Origin of the sequence: Acidovorax sp. Root402, from assembly GCF_001425125.1 — a bacterium.
Classification (GTDB): Bacteria; Pseudomonadota; Gammaproteobacteria; order Burkholderiales; family Burkholderiaceae_C; genus Acidovorax; species Acidovorax delafieldii.
The window spans coordinates 65,546-80,256 of the sequence record NZ_LMDQ01000013.1 but is presented as its reverse complement, the minus strand read 5'-3'; the positions used below and the strand labels follow the sequence as shown (position 1 = coordinate 80,256).

The window sequence follows — 14,711 nt, the reverse complement described above, 5'->3', positions numbered from 1 at the left end:
TGTAAAAACCGCCCGAAATTTGAAACTGCGGCTATTTGACGCGCTTTAGCGAGGGGCGTGCTCCACCTTGAGCAGGCGGCGGCCGAGGAGCGTCGCCCCCATCATCTTTGTGGCCATCTTCCACACCCACCAGCTGCACAACGCGATCTTCAGCAGCTGCGGCCGACGCCTCCTCCGCTGGCGCGGCAGCAGGAGCGCCCGCCGAAGACAGTGCTGCCGGAGCCCCTTCAGCAGAAGACAGCAGATCCACCGGGGGTGGAAACGCCATGCCTTGACCGTTCTCGCGGGCATAGATGGCAATCACACGGCCCACGGGCACCAGGATTTCGCGAGGCTTGCCGCCAAATCGGGCTTTGAATTCGATGAATTCATTGCCCAGCTGCAACGCGCTGGTGGCATCAAAGCTGATGTTCAGAACGATTTCACCATCCTTCACATACTCGCGTGGCACCTGCACGGAATCATCCACACGCACCGCCACGTAAGGCGTGAGCCCGTTGTCGGTACACCATTCGTACAGGGCGCGAATGAGATAGGGGCGCGTGGAGGTCGATTCCTGTGCGGTCATGGATGGCGGTACTACAGCTGCTATGGAAAGAGGGAAGTCTGCAGGCCGCTGCTTACTTGCGCATGACCTTTTCGGACGGCGTCAGCGCTTCAATGTAAGCCGGGCGCGAGAAGATGCGCTCAGCGTACTTGAGCAGCGGGGCCGCATTCTTGGACAGATCAATGCCGTAGTAGTCGAGGCGCCATAGCAGCGGCGCGATGGCCACGTCCAGCATCGAGAAGTTGTCGCCCAGCATGTACTTGTTCTTGAGGAACACCGGGGCCAGCTGCGTCAGGCGGTCACGGATGTGGGCGCGCGCCTTTTCCAACGCTTTCTCATTGCCCTTGGTCGCACGCGATTCGAGCGTGTTCACATGCACGAACAATTCCTTCTCGAAGTTGAGCAGGAACAGGCGCACGCGGGCGCGGTCCACCGGGTCACCAGGCATCAGTTGCGGGTGAGGAAAACGCTCATCGATGTACTCATTGATGATGTTCGACTCGTACAGGATCAGGTCGCGCTCGACCAGGATCGGCACCTGGCCGTACGGATTCATCACGCTGATGTCTTCGGGCTTGTTGTACAGGTCCACATCGCGGATTTCAAAGTCCATGCCTTTTTCAAACAGGACAAAACGGCAGCGGTGGGAGAAGGGACAGGTCGTACCCGAGTAAAGCACCATCATGGTGGGAGGCTCCTAAAAATCAAAAGAGTGGGACGCCAAAAGCGCCCACTCTGTAATAAATCCGACGGCACCCCGCAGGGTGCAAGCGATGGATCTGGCGTTTACTTGACGTCCTTCCAGAACGCAGCGTTCAAGCGCCAGGCAATGATCGTGAACACGCCCAGGAACATCAGCACCCAGACGCCCACGCGCCAACGGATGTTCTGCGCGGGCTCGCCCATCCACTGCAGATAGTTCACCAGATCGCCAATATTTTGATCGAATTGCAAAGGCGTCATCGTGCCTGGTGTGATCTGCTCCCAGCCCTTGAACACATGGGTCTTGTGACCGTGGCTCTCGTGTTCTTCAAACACGGGACGACGTTCGCCCTGCAACTGCCACAGAACATGGGGCATACCGACGCTGGGGAAAGCCAGGTTGTTCCAGCCAGTGGCCTTGGTGTCGTCGCGATAGAAAGTGCGCAGGAAGGTGTACAGATAGTCAGCCCCCGTGCCGCCGTGGCCTGCACGCGAACGTGCGATCACGGTGAGGTCGGGCGGATTGGCACCAAACCACTCCTTAGCCTGCTTGGGATCGATCGACGCCTTCATGGTTTCACCCACCTTGTCGGTGGTGAACAGCAGGTTGTCCTTGATCTGCTGCTCGGTCAGGCCGATGTCGCGCAGGCGATTGAACCGCATGTAGGCCGCCGAGTGGCAGCTCAGGCAGTAGTTCACGAACACCTTGGCACCGTTTTGCAGCGAGGCCAGGTCGTTGGTCTTGTTGGGCGCCTTGTCCCAGGCAATGGTGTCGCCACCCGCCGCATGGGCAGCACCGGCGACCAGACCCACAGCGGCGATCAACGTGAGGATGATTTTCTTCATTGTTGTTATCTCCAGGCTCAGTGCGCCACAAAGGTCACGCGGTCGGGCACGGGCTTGGCTTCGCCAATGCGGCTCCACCAGGGCATCAGCAGGAAGAATCCGAAGTAGAACAGCGTTCCGACTTGCGACACCCGCTCGCCGATCGGCGATGGTGGCTGCACACCCAGGTAGCCCAAGATCAGGAAGATGATCACAAACACGCCGTACAAATACTTGTGCCAGTCGGGACGGTAGCGGATCGACTTGACAGGGCTGTGATCCAGCCAGGGCAGGAAGAACAGGATGATCACAGCACCACCCATCACCACCACACCCCAGAACTTGGCATCGATGGACAGCATCATGGCGATGACCACCACGGCCGCACCGGCGACACCCGCCTTCACGAAGCTGGGCAGCTTGGCCTTGAGCACCCCAAAACCCGCACCCGCGACCACGCACAGAACGAGCACGTACATCATCTCGGTGGTGATGGCACGCAGCATCGAATAGAACGGCGTGAAGTACCAGACCGGAGCAATGTGTGCAGGGGTCTTGAGCGGATCCGCAGGGATGAAGTTGTTGTATTCGAGGAAGTAGCCACCGAACTCGGGAGCAAAGAACACCACGGCCGTGAATGCCATCAGGAACATGCTCAGCGCGAAGATGTCATGCACCGTGTAGTAGGGGTGGAAGGGCACGCCGTCGAGCGGCTTGCCATTGGCGTCCTTGGGAGCCTTGGGGCCCTTGATTTCCACACCATCGGGGTTGTTGGAGCCCACGTCGTGCAGCGCCAGCAGGTGCGCCACCACAAGGCCCAGCAGCACCAGGGGCACGGCAATCACGTGGAAGCTGAAGAAGCGATTCAGCGTCGCATCGCCCACCACATAGTCGCCACGGATCAGCAGGGCCAGATCAGGACCAATGAAGGGGATGGCGGCGAACAGGTTCACGATCACCTGGGCGCCCCAGTAGGACATCTGTCCCCAGGGCAGCAGGTAACCCATGAAGGCTTCAGCCATCAGGCACAGGAAGATCGCGCAACCGAAGATCCAGACCAGCTCGCGCGGCTTGCGGTAGCTGCCGTAGATGAGGCCACGGAACATGTGCAGGTACACCACCACAAAGAACGCCGAAGCGCCCGTGGAGTGCATGTAGCGGATCAGCCAGCCCCAGGGCACATCGCGCATGATGTACTCGACCGACGCGAACGCGAGGTTGGCGTCCGGTTTGTAGTGCATGACCAGGAAGATGCCGGTCACGATCTGGATCACCAGCACGACCAGCGCCAGCGAGCCGAAGATGTACCAGAAGTTGAAGTTCTTCGGAGCGTAGTACTCCGACATATGCACCTTGTAGGCGTCAAAGGCCGTCGGGAACCGGTTCTCGAACCAGTTGGTGACCTTGGCGCCTGCGGAGGCGTTCGGCGAGATTTCTTTGAATTCGTGGGCCATGTCGTTCTCCGTCAAGCCTTCTTGTCTTCACCGATCAGCAGGCGCGTATCGGACAGGTACATGTGCGGAGGCACCTCAAGGTTGTCGGGTGCTGGCTTGTTCTTGAAGACGCGGCCCGCCATGTCGAACGTGGAGCCGTGGCAAGGACACAGGAAGCCGCCCTTCCAGTCGTCGGGCAGCGAAGGTTGTGCACCGGTCTGGAACTTGTCCGACGGCGAGCAACCCAAGTGCGAGCAAATGCCCACACCCACAAAAATTTCCGGCTTGATGGAGCGCGCCTCGTTGCGGGCGTACTCAGGCGTGAGTTCAGAGGGCTTGCGCTCCGACTTGGGATCGGCGAGCTGGCCGTCGAGCTTGGGCAGCTCTGCCAGTTGCTCCGGCGTGCGCTTGATGATCCAGACGGGCTTGCCGCGCCACTCCACAGTGACCTTTTCTCCAGGTTTGAGGGCGGAGATATCCACCTCGACAGCAGCACCAGCGGCTTTGGCACGCTCTGAGGGCTGGAAAGTACTCACGAAAGGAACGGCGGTTGCCACGCCGCCCACCGCACCAGCACATGCTGACGTGATGATCCACGTCCGCTTGCTGGAGTCGATTGGAGTGTCACTCATGGGGATCCTCGATGAACATCGCTAGATTGGGGTCAACCGCGAATTGTAGCGGAGTGAAAATGGTTATTTCCAAGTGGTTTGCTGGCTTGACAGAGGTGCGAACCGGGCAATACTCCCCCATCACCGTTTTACAAGGAGCAACGACATGGGGATGATGCAAGAGTTCAGGGAGTTCGCGGTCAAGGGCAATGTGATTGACCTCGCGGTGGGCGTCATCATTGGCGGCGCCTTCGGCAAGATCGTGGATTCGGTGGTAGCGGACCTGATCATGCCGGTGGTGGGGCTCATCTTCGGCAAGCTCGATTTCTCCAACCTGTTCATCGTGCTGGGCAACGTGCCTCCAGGCACGGGCACCACACTCGACGCCCTCAAAAAAGCCGGTGTGCCAGTGTTTGCCTATGGCAACTTCCTGACCGTGGCGGTCAACTTTGTGATCCTGGCTTTCATCATCTTCATGATGATCAAGCAGATCAACCGCCTCAAGCGCGAAGCCCCTGCCGCCCCCGCCGCGCCGGTGGCCCCTCCCGAAGACATTGTGTTGCTGCGCGAAATTCGCGACAGCCTGAAGAAGTAAACCCTTGGGCCAGCGGCCTTAGTGGCTGCATAAAACGCCACCGCTGCGCTGCCTCCACCAGCCGCCGGTGGCGTTGGCTTTTTGGGGTCACGCCGCCCGCACACCCGCGTCCAGGCTGGCGCAATTTTCAGCGGTTCATTTGATCTCGATCAGCGCTGGGCCCCAAGGCTTCAGCAGCTGACGTCATCCACACAGCGCCCGCGCCATGCGCACCGCCTCGATCAGGCTGGAGGCATCTGCAACGCCCTGCCCTGCAATATCAAACGCCGTGCCATGGTCGGGGCTGGTTCGCACCAGGGGCAGGCCCAGGGTCACGTTCACGCCCTTTTCCACCCCCAGGTATTTCACCGGGATCAGGCCCTGGTCGTGGTACATGGCAACGACCACATCGAACTCGCCCGCGCGCTGCGGGGTGCTGCGCGCGCGCATGAACACCGTGTCAGGCGCAAACGGGCCGTGCACGTCGAGCCCCTGCGCGCGCGCCGCCGCGATGGCCGGGGCGATCACCTCCAGCTCCTCGCGGCCGAACAATCCGCCCTCGCCAGCATGGGGATTCAACCCTGCCACACCCATGCGGGGCACACGGCCCAGGCTGCGCTGCAAGGCGGTGTGGGTGATTTGCAGCGTCTGCAGCACGTTGTCCTGCGTCACCGCTGCAATCGCGTCGCGCAGCGACACATGGATGCTGACGAGCACGGTGCGCAGCTCGTCATTGGCCAGCATCATGCGCACGGGCATCCGCGCCAGCGGCACCCCCCGGTGCGCAGCAGCCTCTGCCTGCAAGAGCTCCGTATGCCCCGGGAAGTCCACCCCTGCGGCCGACAAGGCCTCCTTGTGCAAAGGGGCTGTCACCAACGCTGCCACCGCCCCACGCAATGCGGCACGCGCCGCCCAGACCACGCTGTCCGCCGCGGCACGGCCGGCGGCGGCGCTGATCTCGCCCCAAGGCTGGGGCCCCGGGATCCCGGGCAGTTGGAGCACGGGGATGCAGCGGGGCGGAGCATCCGCTGCTTCGCCCGGAGACCCGATCTGCGCCACAGGCACACCGGGCACACCGGGGCGCGTGATGGCGTCCGCAGCGCGTCGCACAGTGGCCAGGTCACCGACGACAAAGCAGTGGCGCAGCGCATCGGGCGCATCACGAAAGGCCTTGGCCACGATCTCGGGGCCGATGCCGGCGGGATCTCCCTGGGTGATGGCGATGGGTTGCATGGGTTTGGAGCCAAAAGTGCTTGTAGCGCTAGTTGTTCATGCGCTATCAGCTATGAATAAATGAGCAAAATGGACCGGACATCCGCACGATGTGATTGCTTGCCGTGCGGTGTCTTGCCATGGGCTAGGCGGGGTTGTCGATCTCGATGAACTGGTGGCTCAGCCCGCACTGGGCTGCCACATGCGCCGCCACGGCGGGCGCGCCATAGCGCTCCGTGGCATGGTGCCCGGCGGCAATAAAGCCCACCCCCGTCTCGCGCGCCAGGTGCGCCTGGGGCTCGGAGATTTCGCCGGTGATGAAAACATCCGCCCCTGCAGCGATGGCCGACTCGAAATACCCTTGCGCGCCGCCCGTGCACCACGCCACGCGGCGCACGGGGCGCCGTGCAGCGGCACCACCGCCCACCTCACCTGGCGACACCAGGGTCACAGGGCGTCCGAGCGCCTGGGCTACATGGTCGGCCACGGCTTGGACATTGTCGAACGCCGCTGGCGCTGCAAAGCCCAGGTCCTGCTCGCCAAACCGCGCATCGGCGGCAAAACCCAGCACCCGGCCCAGCTGTGCGTTGTTGCCCAGTTCGGCATGGGCATCGAGCGGCAGGTGGTACGCAAACAGGTTGATGTCGTGCGCCAGCAGCAGCTGCAGCCGCTGCTTCATCCAGCCCGTGATGCGGCCATCCTGCCCGCGCCAGAACAGGCCGTGGTGCACAAAAATAGCATCGGCCTGCGCGGCAATGGCGGCTTCGATCAGTGCACGGCTGGCAGTGACGCCACTGACCACTCGCCGGATCTCGGCCTTGCCCTCGACCTGCAGGCCGTTGGGGCCGTAGTCCTTGAAGCGCTCGGGTTGCAGCAGGCTGTCAAACGCCTGCAAAAGTTGACTGCGGTGAATGCTCATGCCGCTATTGTGGCGCGCCGTTCGCGCCCCCACATTCGGAGACAATCCTGTGTGAGAGGGAGCGCCCAGGCCGCCACGGCGAACCTGCAGCGTCCACCTCCGTCGCCCACACCCTGTACTACCACCGGCAAGCACCTTTCATGAAGCGACTCTGGCTGTTGTTTTCCCAGTCCGTGACGGTCCTCGTTGCGGCCTACTTTGTTGTCGCCACGCTCCAGCCTGACTGGCTGGGCCGGGGCACCACGCGCTCCGGGGCGGGTATTGCACTGCTGGAGGCCCCTGCCACGCCGCCTTCGCAGCCCGCGGCGGGCAGCTTCAGCGGTGCGGCGCGCAAGGCGGCGCCGGCCGTGGTCAGCATCAACACCAGCAAGGAAGTGCGCCACCCGCGCAGTAACGACCCCTGGTTCCAGTTTTTCTTTGGTGACCAAGGCAGCCAGGCGCAGGCCGGCCTGGGCAGCGGCGTGATCGTGAGCCCCGAGGGCTACATCCTCACCAACAACCATGTGGTGGAAGGTGCTGACGAGATCGAGGTGACCCTCACCGACAGCCGCCGCGCCCGTGCGCGCGTGATTGGCACCGACCCCGACACCGACCTGGCCATCCTCAAGATCGAACTGGACAAGCTGCCCGTGATCGTGCTGGGCAACTCCGACGCCCTGGATGTGGGCGACCAGGTGCTGGCCATCGGCAACCCCTTCGGCGTGGGGCAGACCGTGACCAGCGGCATCGTGAGCGCGCTGGGCCGCAGCCAGCTGGGCATCAACACGTTTGAAAACTTCATCCAGACCGACGCGGCCATCAACCCTGGCAATTCGGGCGGTGCGCTGGTCGATGTGAACGGCAACCTCATGGGCATCAACACCGCGATCTACTCGCGCTCCGGCGGCAGCATGGGCATCGGGTTTGCCATTCCGGTGTCCACAGCCCGCATGGTGCTCGATGGCATCGTGAAGGACGGCCAGGTCACACGCGGCTGGATTGGCGTGGAGCCCAACGAGCTGTCGCCCGAACTGGCAGAAACCTTTGGCGTAAAAAAGGCCACCGAGGGCGTGATCATCACCGGCGTGCTGCAGGACGGCCCCGCCGCCCAGGCTGGCATGCGCCCGGGGGATGTGATCGTGAGCGTGGACGGCAAGAGCGTGGGCAATGTGTCGCAGCTGCTGACCGCCGTGGCGGCACTCAAGCCGGGCCAGGCTGCGGCGTTTGACGTGCAACGGGCCGACAAGCGCGTGGAGCTGAGCATCAACCCAGGCGTGCGCCCCCGGCCACAGCGCAATGTGAGGCGCTGAGCCCCTTCAGCGAGCCCGGCTCTGCGCGGTCATCGCCGGGCGGGTACAAGCCGTCACCACTGCCGATTGGGGGCGAAGCAGGCGAAGGTCGTCGGCTTTGGGCCCCCTCTGGCAGGGCCAAGCCGGGGTGAAGAACAGGCCAACCGGAAGGGGCCACAAGCGGGTGAGGAGTTTCCCACCCTCTGAAGGGCTGGAGCCCTCACAGCACTATAAAAAACATAGCTGCCAGCGCATATCACACTAGCGCTTGCAGCTATTTGTATTGTATTTTCTGTCTCATCGCCCAGGTGGAGCCCCACGGACGCGATCTGTGCATCACCCCCAACGCATCCCCACCAGCCTGCGGGGATGGCAGGTCAGGATGCGGAAGCGGATTCCCCGGGCTCTTCGGGCGCCTGGGTGTGCTTGATGAAGATCTGCGCGGCCCAGATGCCCACCTCGTACAGCAGGCACATGGGCACGGCCAGCGACAGCTGCGACACCACATCGGGCGGTGTCACGACGGCGGCCACCACAAAGGCCAGCACGATGAAGTAGCCGCGAAACTCGCGCAGCTTTTGCACGCTCACGATGCCCATGCGGGCCAGCACCACCACGGCAATCGGCACTTCAAACGCCATGCCGAACGCCAGGAACATGGACAGCACAAAACTCAGGTAGGCCTCGATGTCAGGCGCGGCCGTGATGCTCTTGGGGGCAAAGCTCTGAATGAACGCGAACACCTGGCCAAACACCAGGTAGTAGCAAAACGCCACCCCGATGAAGAACAACAGCGTGCTGGACACCACCAGCGGCAGGACCAGTTTTTTCTCGTGCGAATACAGGCCGGGCGCCACAAAAGCCCAGATCTGCCACAGCACAAAAGGCAGCGCGAGCAGGAACGCCGACATCAGCAAGATCTTGAGCGGCACCATGAACGGCGAAATCACCGAAGTGGCGATCAGCGTGGCCCCCTTGGGCAGGTGGGCTACCAGAGGGGCGGCCAGAAAGTCATACAACGCGCCGGGACCCGGGAAGAAGAACAGGATCGCTGCCGCAATGGCGATGGCGATCATGGCCTTGACCAGCCGGTCGCGCAGCTCCATGAGGTGCTGTACGAACGGCTGTTCGGTGCCGGCCAGTTCGTCTTCTTTGGTGGGGGTTTCGGACATGGTGGGTTTTCGTGGGCGTCAGGGCCGCCCATGCAGCGCACGGGGCGCCGCAGGCTGCGTCAGTGGAATTTTTGGGGGCGGTAACGTGCTACGCGGGCTGCGCCGGACTGTGCCTTGGTGCGCACACCACTGCGGGCCTTGTACCACTGGGGCACCGCACCACGCTTGAGGCGCCAGTTCTTGCCGGGGTGCTTGTAGGCAGGCACCACGGCCGCCTGCTCCCGCAGGTCGGCGTTGTTGCTGGAATCGATGGCATCGGTCCAGTCTTTCTCGAACTCGCTGGCGCTGGTCTGGATGGTGTTGTGCACGTCGCGCGCGGCGTTCTCCACCGTGTCCTTCATCTTCTTGAGCTCATCGAGCTCCATGGACCGGTTGACCTCCGCTTTCACGTCGGACACATAACGCTGCGCCTTGCCGAGCAAGGTGCCGACGGTACGGGCCACACGGGGCAGCTTCTCGGGGCCGATGACGATCAACGCCACGGCGCCAATCAGCGCCATTTTGGACAGGCCAATATCAATCATGGATCAGGCGCCAGCGCAATGCAGGCCAAGGCAGCGAGTCGGCAGCACCAGCTCAGCTCTTTTGCTTGGCTTCGACATCGATGGTGGTCTTGTCGGCGGCCTGGCTGTTGGCCACCTGGCCAGCGGGGGGCGTGGCAGCAGCAGGTGCGTCAGACGAGCCATCCTTCATGCCGTCCTTGAAGCCCTTGACGGCGCCGCCCAGGTCCGAGCCCATGTTCTTGAGCTTCTTGGTACCGAACACCATCACAACGATCAACAGCACGATCAGCCAGTGCCAGATGGAAAAAGAGCCCATGAAATATCTCCTAACGAATTGCAATCATTTTAGACGGGGGGCGTGACAGGAGTTCAGTGCCGGGGCAAGCCGACACCTCTCAACATGGCACGATCGTCAGCCTGGTTCAGCCTTTGAGCCACGGACGGGGGCCGCCCATAACATGGATATGCAGGTGGTGGATTTCCTGCCCACCTTCAAGCCCCGTGTTTACCACGACGCGAAAGCCACCATCCGGGTACGGGTTGCAGCCCTGCTCCAGTGCCAGCTTTGGCGCCAACGCCATCATGCGCCCCAACACCCCGGCATGCTCCGGGGTGACCTGTGCCATGGAAGGGATATGCAGCTTGGGCACCATCAAGAAATGCACTGGCGCCCACGGGTGGATGTCGTGGAAGGCGAAAATTTCTTCGTCCTCATAAACCTTCTTGGAAGGGATCTGGCCCGCGATGATTTTGCAGAAAAGGCAGTTCGGATCGTGCATGGGAGGGATCGGAGCAAAGGGAATCTGGGGTACAGGCGCGGATCAACCCTGAGGGTGCCTCGCGCGCAAGCGAGGGATGTCCTGCATAACCCTCGCGAGTCGGTGTAGTGCGGATCGGGATGGGCCGCAAGGCGTCTTTTTGCAGCCAATAGCTGTGCTATTGGCCAAAAAAGCAACGCAGCGGACCGCCCGAGACCGCGCTATCACGGACCGCAGGGAGTTATGCAGGACATCCCTAGGCATTGTCAGCGATCTTGATGCTGGGGCGCACGCCCACGTCCTTGCGGTGCGCGTGCAGCCACTCCTGCCCCGCTGTGCGGCCCAGCGCAAACAGCTTGCGCACAAAGGCCAGGTCCGCACGCAGCTTGCTGTCGGCCCCGAAGGGCGCCAGCACCGAGCCACCATCGATGCGGTGCATGCGCACGCTTTTGTAGCGGCGGGCGTCGAGCTTGCCCTCGGCGAGCAGGCGGCGAACGAACTCGATGGCGCGCAGCTCGGCCAACAGGCTGGCGTTGAAGGTGACTTCGTTCATGCGCTCCATGATCTCGGAGGCGCTGCTGGGCACGTCCAGATGCTCCACGGGGTTGATCTGCACCAGCAGGATGTCCGAGGTATCGGTCTGGTAGATCAGCGGGTGCAGCGCGGGGTTGCCGGAATAGCCGCCGTCCCAGTACGCCTCACCCTCGATCTCGACCGCCTTGAACAGCATGGGCAGGCAGGCCGACGCCATCACCGCATCCGCGCTGAGCCGGGGCCCAAAAAAAATCTCGCCCCGGCCGGTGCGCACGTTGGTCGCGCACACAAACACCTTGGGGCCGACGACGCCGGTGCGGGCGGAGCACAGCAGGCTGAAATCCACCTCGCGCTCCAGCAGCTTGCGCAGGGGGTTGATCCCCAGCGGATTGGTCTGGTAGGGCGAGAACCACTGCGACATCATGCCCACCAGCGGATTGGCGGCAGACAACGGCGTTCCCCAGGTCAGGCTGCCCAGCGCGCCCACCCCTTCCCACAGGCGGGTGAGCGATTCGCGGGCCAGGGCGCAGCCAGCGAGGTGGGCGTCTTCGGGGTCCTTGTGCTGCTGCGCTGCCTGCGCAAACCCGTGCGCCAGGGCCACCGCGTTCATGGCGCCTGCGCTGGTGCCACTGACACCGTCGAACTGCCACTGGCCGTCCTCCAGCAGCGCATCCAGCACGCCCCAGGTGAGCGCGCCGTGCGAGCCGCCGCCCTGCAGCGCCAGGTTCAGACGCGGGCGGGGACGGGCTGCTTCATGCATCCACGGCCTGGCTCTTGTTCATGGCGACCATGCCGCGCACGATGCGGTACAGGAACCAGATGGAGATCAGGCCCCAGGCGATCCAGCCGGGCAGGAAGAACAGCAGCCACAGCGGCGCCGTGACGATGTAGAGCACGCCGGCCCAGATCACGGTGCGGATGCGCCATGAGAAATGGTTGGCCTGCCAGGTGCCTTCGGCATCGCCTTTTTTCACCAGGTCGATCACCAGCGCCACGATCAGCAGCGCAGCGCCGGGCTGCGCGCCCGGGATGACCGCCCCCAGCGCCACGATCAGGTGCAGCACATAGCTGACCCAGCCGATGGCCTTGAGGTCCTCGGCCTTCTGGTCGTTGGTCTGCACGTCAATGATGTCGCTCACGGCGTGCCTTCTTCGGCAGCGCGTTCCGCCACCTTGCGCAGGGCCTTTTCCTCGATGCCGCTGGTGCCTTCGCGGCGCTCCAGCTCGGCCACCACATCGGCAGGCGTGAGCCCGTAATGGGCCAGCGCCACCATGGTGTGGAACCACAGGTCGGCCACTTCGTAGACGATCTTGGACTTGTCGGCGCCGTGGTCGACATCCTTCGCGGCCATGACCACCTCGGTGGCTTCTTCGCCGATCTTCTTCAGGAAGGAATCCGGCCCCTTGTGCAGCAGGCGCGACACGTAGCTGGTGGCCGGGTCGCCGCCGTTGGCTGGCTTGCGGCTTTCGATGACGGCGGCCAGGCGCGCCAGGGAATCGTGGGAACTCATGCTCTTGTCGTCCATTGCCATTACTTGTAGATGGATTCGGGGTCTTTCAAGACCGGATCGACCGCGTGCCAGGCACCGTCCTTGAGCACGCTGAAAAAGCAGCTGTGGCGGCCCGTGTGGCAGGCGATGCCGGGCTCGTGGCCCTGCTGGGTGACCTTGAGCAGCACCACGTCGTTGTCGCAGTCCAAGCGGATCTCGTGCACCGTCTGCACGTGGCCGGACTCTTCGCCCTTGAACCACAGCTTTTTGCGCGAGCGGCTGAAGTACACGGCGCGGCCCAGTTCAGCGGTTTTCGCCAGGGCCTCGCGGTTCATCCACGCAAACATCAGCACGTCGCCCGTGCCCTGCTCTTGCGCAATCACGGGCACCAGACCCTGCGCATCCCATTTCACTTCGTTGAGCCAGTTCATGGGGGCCATTGTCGGTGATCCGTGTGGCGCGCCAGTGCCAACCAGGGCGCGCACCTGCACTTTTCAAGTGTTTTTGGCTGCTGGCGCACATATCACATGCGCCAGCAGCTATCAAATCAGGAGCAAATGCCGATCACATCCGCACGGGGATGCCACGCTCTGCCATGCGCTGCTTGGCCTGGCCCACCGTGTATTCGCCGTAGTGGAAGATGCTGGCGGCCAGCACCGCGTCGGCGCCGCCGGTCTGGATGCCGTCGGCCAGGTGGTCAAGGTTGCCCACGCCGCCCGAGGCGATCACGGGCACGCTGACCGCGTCACTCACCGCGCGGGTCAGTTCCAGGTCAAAACCCGCCTTGGTGCCGTCGCGGTCCATGCTGGTCAGCAGGATCTCGCCCGCACCGCGCTGCGCCATCTCGGTGGCCCAGGCAATGGCGTCCAGGCCGGTGTTCTTGCGCCCGCCGTGGCTGTACACGTCCCAGCCCGCACCGATGGGCTGACCATTGGCGCCCAGGCGCTGCGCATCCTCGGCCGAGCGGCGCTTGGCGTCGATGGCCACCACGATGCACTGAGCACCGTACTTGGCAGACACGGCGTTGATGACGTCAGGGTTGGCAATCGCGGCCGAGTTGAAGCTGGTCTTGTCCGCGCCGGCATTGAGCAGGCGGCGCACATCGTCCACGGTGCGCACGCCACCACCCACGGTGAGCGGAATGAACACCTGGCTGGCCACGGCCTCGATGATGTGCAGGATGAGGTCACGGCCATCGCTGGTGGCGGTGATATCGAGGAAGGTGAGCTCGTCAGCGCCCTGCGCGTTGTAGCGCGCAGCAATTTCGACCGGGTCGCCTGCGTCGCGCAGCTCGACGAAATTGACACCCTTGACCACACGGCCTCCGGTGACGTCCAGGCAAGGGATGATGCGTTTGGCGAGCATGCGGTCCTTAGCCGTTCAGTTCGTCGGCACGTGCTTGTGCCGCCGCAAAGTCCAGGTCGCCGCTGTAGATGGCGCGGCCGCAGATCACGCCCTCCACGCCCTCGTCTTCGACGGCGCACAGCTGCTCGATGTCGGCCATGTTGGACAGGCCGCCCGAGGCGATCACAGGGATGCTCAAAGCCTGGGCCAGCTTCACCGTGGCGTCGATGTTGATGCCCGACAGCATGCCGTCGCGGCCGATGTCGGTATAGATGATGGATTCGACGCCCCAGTCCTCGAACTTCTTGGCCAGGTCCACGACCTCGTGGCCGGTGAGCTTGCTCCAGCCGTCGGTAGCCACCTTGCCGTCCTTGGCGTCGAGCCCCACGATGATGTGGCCGCCGAACGCGCTGCAGGCGTCTTTGAGGAAGCCGGGGTTCTTCACGGCCGCCGTGCCGATGATCACGTAGCGCAGGCCGCCGTCGATGTATTTCTCGATGGTGTCCAGGTCGCGGATGCCGCCGCCCAGCTGCACGGGAATGTCGTCACCCACCTCTTTCAGAATGGACTTGATGGCGCTGTAGTTCTTGGGCACGCCCGCAAACGCACCGTTCAGGTCCACCAGGTGCAGGCGGCGTGCGCCGGCATCCACCCATTTGCGCGCCATGGCGGCGGGGTCTTCACCAAAGGTGGTGGATTGGTCCATATCGCCTTGCTTGAGGCGTACGCAGTGGCCGTCTTTGAGGTCGATGGCGGGGATGAGCAGCATGGTGGTGAAGTTCGGGTGAAAAAGGGCGAGACGCAGCTCGGCCCGAACGGG

19 protein-coding genes are annotated in these 14,711 nt (G+C 63.3%); 2 read left to right on the top strand and 17 right to left on the bottom strand.

What is annotated here, in order from left to right:
- Positions 1-31: 31 nt before the first annotated feature.
- From ASC83_RS07800 to petA, 5 genes are all read right to left on the bottom strand, one after another.
- On the bottom strand, positions 32-568 hold the full coding sequence (locus ASC83_RS07800; RefSeq protein ID WP_056060287.1) for a ClpXP protease specificity-enhancing factor: 537 nt from the start codon (positions 566-568) through the stop codon (positions 32-34).
- Between the two features lie 52 nt (positions 569-620).
- Positions 621-1,232 (bottom strand): glutathione S-transferase N-terminal domain-containing protein, encoded by a 612-nt coding sequence (locus tag ASC83_RS07795; RefSeq protein WP_005794209.1) that lies wholly within the window; start codon positions 1,230-1,232, stop codon positions 621-623.
- Positions 1,233-1,333: 101 nt separating this feature from the next.
- Entirely contained in the window at positions 1,334-2,095 is a 762-nt protein-coding gene (locus ASC83_RS07790) for a cytochrome c1 (protein ID WP_056060285.1), read from the bottom strand.
- Between the two features lie 17 nt (positions 2,096-2,112).
- Positions 2,113-3,528: a cytochrome bc complex cytochrome b subunit gene (locus ASC83_RS07785; protein ID WP_056060282.1), complete on the bottom strand. Its 1,416-nt coding sequence runs from the start codon at positions 3,526-3,528 to the stop codon at positions 2,113-2,115.
- Positions 3,529-3,539: 11 nt separating this feature from the next.
- The gene (petA, locus tag ASC83_RS07780) at positions 3,540-4,139 is read right to left on the bottom strand and encodes a ubiquinol-cytochrome c reductase iron-sulfur subunit (RefSeq protein ID WP_056060279.1); all 600 of its coding nucleotides are present in this window, start codon (positions 4,137-4,139) and stop codon (positions 3,540-3,542) included.
- 145 nt (positions 4,140-4,284) lie between these two features.
- Between petA and mscL the strand changes: the two genes are divergently transcribed.
- Positions 4,285-4,713 carry a large conductance mechanosensitive channel protein MscL gene (mscL, locus tag ASC83_RS07775; RefSeq protein ID WP_056060276.1) on the top strand — a complete coding sequence of 143 codons (429 nt, stop codon included), beginning with the start codon at positions 4,285-4,287 and terminating at the stop codon, positions 4,711-4,713.
- A 183-nt stretch (positions 4,714-4,896) separates the two neighbouring features.
- On the opposite strand, the gene pdxA is transcribed toward mscL, so the two are convergent.
- Both pdxA and ASC83_RS07765 read right to left on the bottom strand, forming a co-directional pair.
- Complete coding sequence (gene pdxA / locus ASC83_RS07770) at positions 4,897-5,925, bottom strand: 4-hydroxythreonine-4-phosphate dehydrogenase PdxA (protein ID WP_056060273.1); 1,029 nt, start codon at positions 5,923-5,925, stop codon at positions 4,897-4,899.
- Positions 5,926-6,049: 124 nt separating this feature from the next.
- Entirely contained in the window at positions 6,050-6,823 is a 774-nt protein-coding gene (locus ASC83_RS07765; RefSeq protein WP_056060270.1) for a Nif3-like dinuclear metal center hexameric protein, read from the bottom strand.
- 140 nt (positions 6,824-6,963) lie between these two features.
- On the opposite strand from ASC83_RS07765, the gene ASC83_RS07760 reads away from it, so the two are divergent.
- Entirely contained in the window at positions 6,964-8,112 is a 1,149-nt protein-coding gene (locus tag ASC83_RS07760) for a trypsin-like peptidase domain-containing protein (RefSeq protein ID WP_056060267.1), read from the top strand.
- A 356-nt stretch (positions 8,113-8,468) separates the two neighbouring features.
- Here ASC83_RS07760 and tatC read toward each other — a convergent pair whose 3' ends face one another.
- From tatC to hisA, 10 genes are all read right to left on the bottom strand, one after another.
- On the bottom strand, positions 8,469-9,263 hold the full coding sequence (tatC, locus tag ASC83_RS07755; protein WP_056060263.1) for a twin-arginine translocase subunit TatC: 795 nt from the start codon (positions 9,261-9,263) through the stop codon (positions 8,469-8,471).
- A 59-nt stretch (positions 9,264-9,322) separates the two neighbouring features.
- Complete coding sequence (gene tatB / locus ASC83_RS07750; RefSeq protein ID WP_056060260.1) at positions 9,323-9,787, bottom strand: Sec-independent protein translocase protein TatB; 465 nt, start codon at positions 9,785-9,787, stop codon at positions 9,323-9,325.
- 52 nt (positions 9,788-9,839) lie between these two features.
- Positions 9,840-10,082 (bottom strand): Sec-independent protein translocase subunit TatA, encoded by a 243-nt coding sequence (tatA, locus tag ASC83_RS07745; protein WP_056060256.1) that lies wholly within the window; start codon positions 10,080-10,082, stop codon positions 9,840-9,842.
- A 106-nt stretch (positions 10,083-10,188) separates the two neighbouring features.
- Positions 10,189-10,545, bottom strand: a complete 357-nt coding sequence (locus ASC83_RS07740; protein WP_015012693.1) for a histidine triad nucleotide-binding protein — start codon at positions 10,543-10,545, stop codon at positions 10,189-10,191.
- Between the two features lie 235 nt (positions 10,546-10,780).
- Positions 10,781-11,818 (bottom strand): patatin-like phospholipase family protein, encoded by a 1,038-nt coding sequence (locus tag ASC83_RS07735; RefSeq protein ID WP_056060253.1) that lies wholly within the window; start codon positions 11,816-11,818, stop codon positions 10,781-10,783.
- Complete coding sequence (locus tag ASC83_RS07730; protein ID WP_056060250.1) at positions 11,811-12,197, bottom strand: hypothetical protein; 387 nt, start codon at positions 12,195-12,197, stop codon at positions 11,811-11,813. The genes ASC83_RS07735 and ASC83_RS07730 overlap by 8 nt, the downstream gene beginning before the upstream one ends.
- Positions 12,194-12,568, bottom strand: a complete 375-nt coding sequence (locus ASC83_RS07725; RefSeq protein WP_056062032.1) for a phosphoribosyl-ATP diphosphatase — start codon at positions 12,566-12,568, stop codon at positions 12,194-12,196. The genes ASC83_RS07730 and ASC83_RS07725 overlap by 4 nt, the downstream gene beginning before the upstream one ends.
- 20 nt (positions 12,569-12,588) lie before the next feature.
- Entirely contained in the window at positions 12,589-12,987 is a 399-nt protein-coding gene (hisI, locus tag ASC83_RS07720; RefSeq protein ID WP_082522382.1) for a phosphoribosyl-AMP cyclohydrolase, read from the bottom strand.
- Between the two features lie 124 nt (positions 12,988-13,111).
- The gene (gene hisF, locus ASC83_RS07715; protein ID WP_056060246.1) at positions 13,112-13,912 is read right to left on the bottom strand and encodes an imidazole glycerol phosphate synthase subunit HisF; all 801 of its coding nucleotides are present in this window, start codon (positions 13,910-13,912) and stop codon (positions 13,112-13,114) included.
- Between the two features lie 7 nt (positions 13,913-13,919).
- Entirely contained in the window at positions 13,920-14,660 is a 741-nt protein-coding gene (gene hisA, locus ASC83_RS07710; RefSeq protein ID WP_056060243.1) for a 1-(5-phosphoribosyl)-5-[(5-phosphoribosylamino)methylideneamino]imidazole-4-carboxamide isomerase, read from the bottom strand.
- Positions 14,661-14,711 lie beyond the last annotated feature (51 nt).

Bases quoted from the DNA above. Each gene is read 5' to 3' on its own strand.
- ASC83_RS07760 (WP_056060267.1), top strand. From the start codon at position 6,964: ATGAAGCGACTCTGGCTGTTGTTTTCCCAGTCCGTGACGGTCCTCGTT.
- petA (WP_056060279.1), bottom strand. From the start codon at position 4,139: ATGAGTGACACTCCAATCGACTCCAGCAAGCGGACGTGGATCATCACG.
- pdxA (WP_056060273.1), bottom strand. From the start codon at position 5,925: ATGCAACCCATCGCCATCACCCAGGGAGATCCCGCCGGCATCGGCCCC.
- ASC83_RS07795 (WP_005794209.1), bottom strand. From the start codon at position 1,232: ATGATGGTGCTTTACTCGGGTACGACCTGTCCCTTCTCCCACCGCTGC.
- tatA (WP_056060256.1), bottom strand. From the start codon at position 10,082: ATGGGCTCTTTTTCCATCTGGCACTGGCTGATCGTGCTGTTGATCGTT.
- hisI (WP_082522382.1), bottom strand. From the start codon at position 12,987: ATGGCCCCCATGAACTGGCTCAACGAAGTGAAATGGGATGCGCAGGGT.
- ASC83_RS07800 (WP_056060287.1), bottom strand. From the start codon at position 568: ATGACCGCACAGGAATCGACCTCCACGCGCCCCTATCTCATTCGCGCC.
- tatC (WP_056060263.1), bottom strand. From the start codon at position 9,263: ATGTCCGAAACCCCCACCAAAGAAGACGAACTGGCCGGCACCGAACAG.
- ASC83_RS07790 (WP_056060285.1), bottom strand. From the start codon at position 2,095: ATGAAGAAAATCATCCTCACGTTGATCGCCGCTGTGGGTCTGGTCGCC.
- mscL (WP_056060276.1), top strand. From the start codon at position 4,285: ATGGGGATGATGCAAGAGTTCAGGGAGTTCGCGGTCAAGGGCAATGTG.
- tatB (WP_056060260.1), bottom strand. From the start codon at position 9,787: ATGATTGATATTGGCCTGTCCAAAATGGCGCTGATTGGCGCCGTGGCG.
- ASC83_RS07725 (WP_056062032.1), bottom strand. From the start codon at position 12,568: ATGAGTTCCCACGATTCCCTGGCGCGCCTGGCCGCCGTCATCGAAAGC.
- ASC83_RS07740 (WP_015012693.1), bottom strand. From the start codon at position 10,545: ATGCACGATCCGAACTGCCTTTTCTGCAAAATCATCGCGGGCCAGATC.
- ASC83_RS07735 (WP_056060253.1), bottom strand. From the start codon at position 11,818: ATGCATGAAGCAGCCCGTCCCCGCCCGCGTCTGAACCTGGCGCTGCAG.
- hisA (WP_056060243.1), bottom strand. From the start codon at position 14,660: ATGCTGCTCATCCCCGCCATCGACCTCAAAGACGGCCACTGCGTACGC.
- hisF (WP_056060246.1), bottom strand. From the start codon at position 13,912: ATGCTCGCCAAACGCATCATCCCTTGCCTGGACGTCACCGGAGGCCGT.
- ASC83_RS07785 (WP_056060282.1), bottom strand. From the start codon at position 3,528: ATGGCCCACGAATTCAAAGAAATCTCGCCGAACGCCTCCGCAGGCGCC.
- ASC83_RS07765 (WP_056060270.1), bottom strand. From the start codon at position 6,823: ATGAGCATTCACCGCAGTCAACTTTTGCAGGCGTTTGACAGCCTGCTG.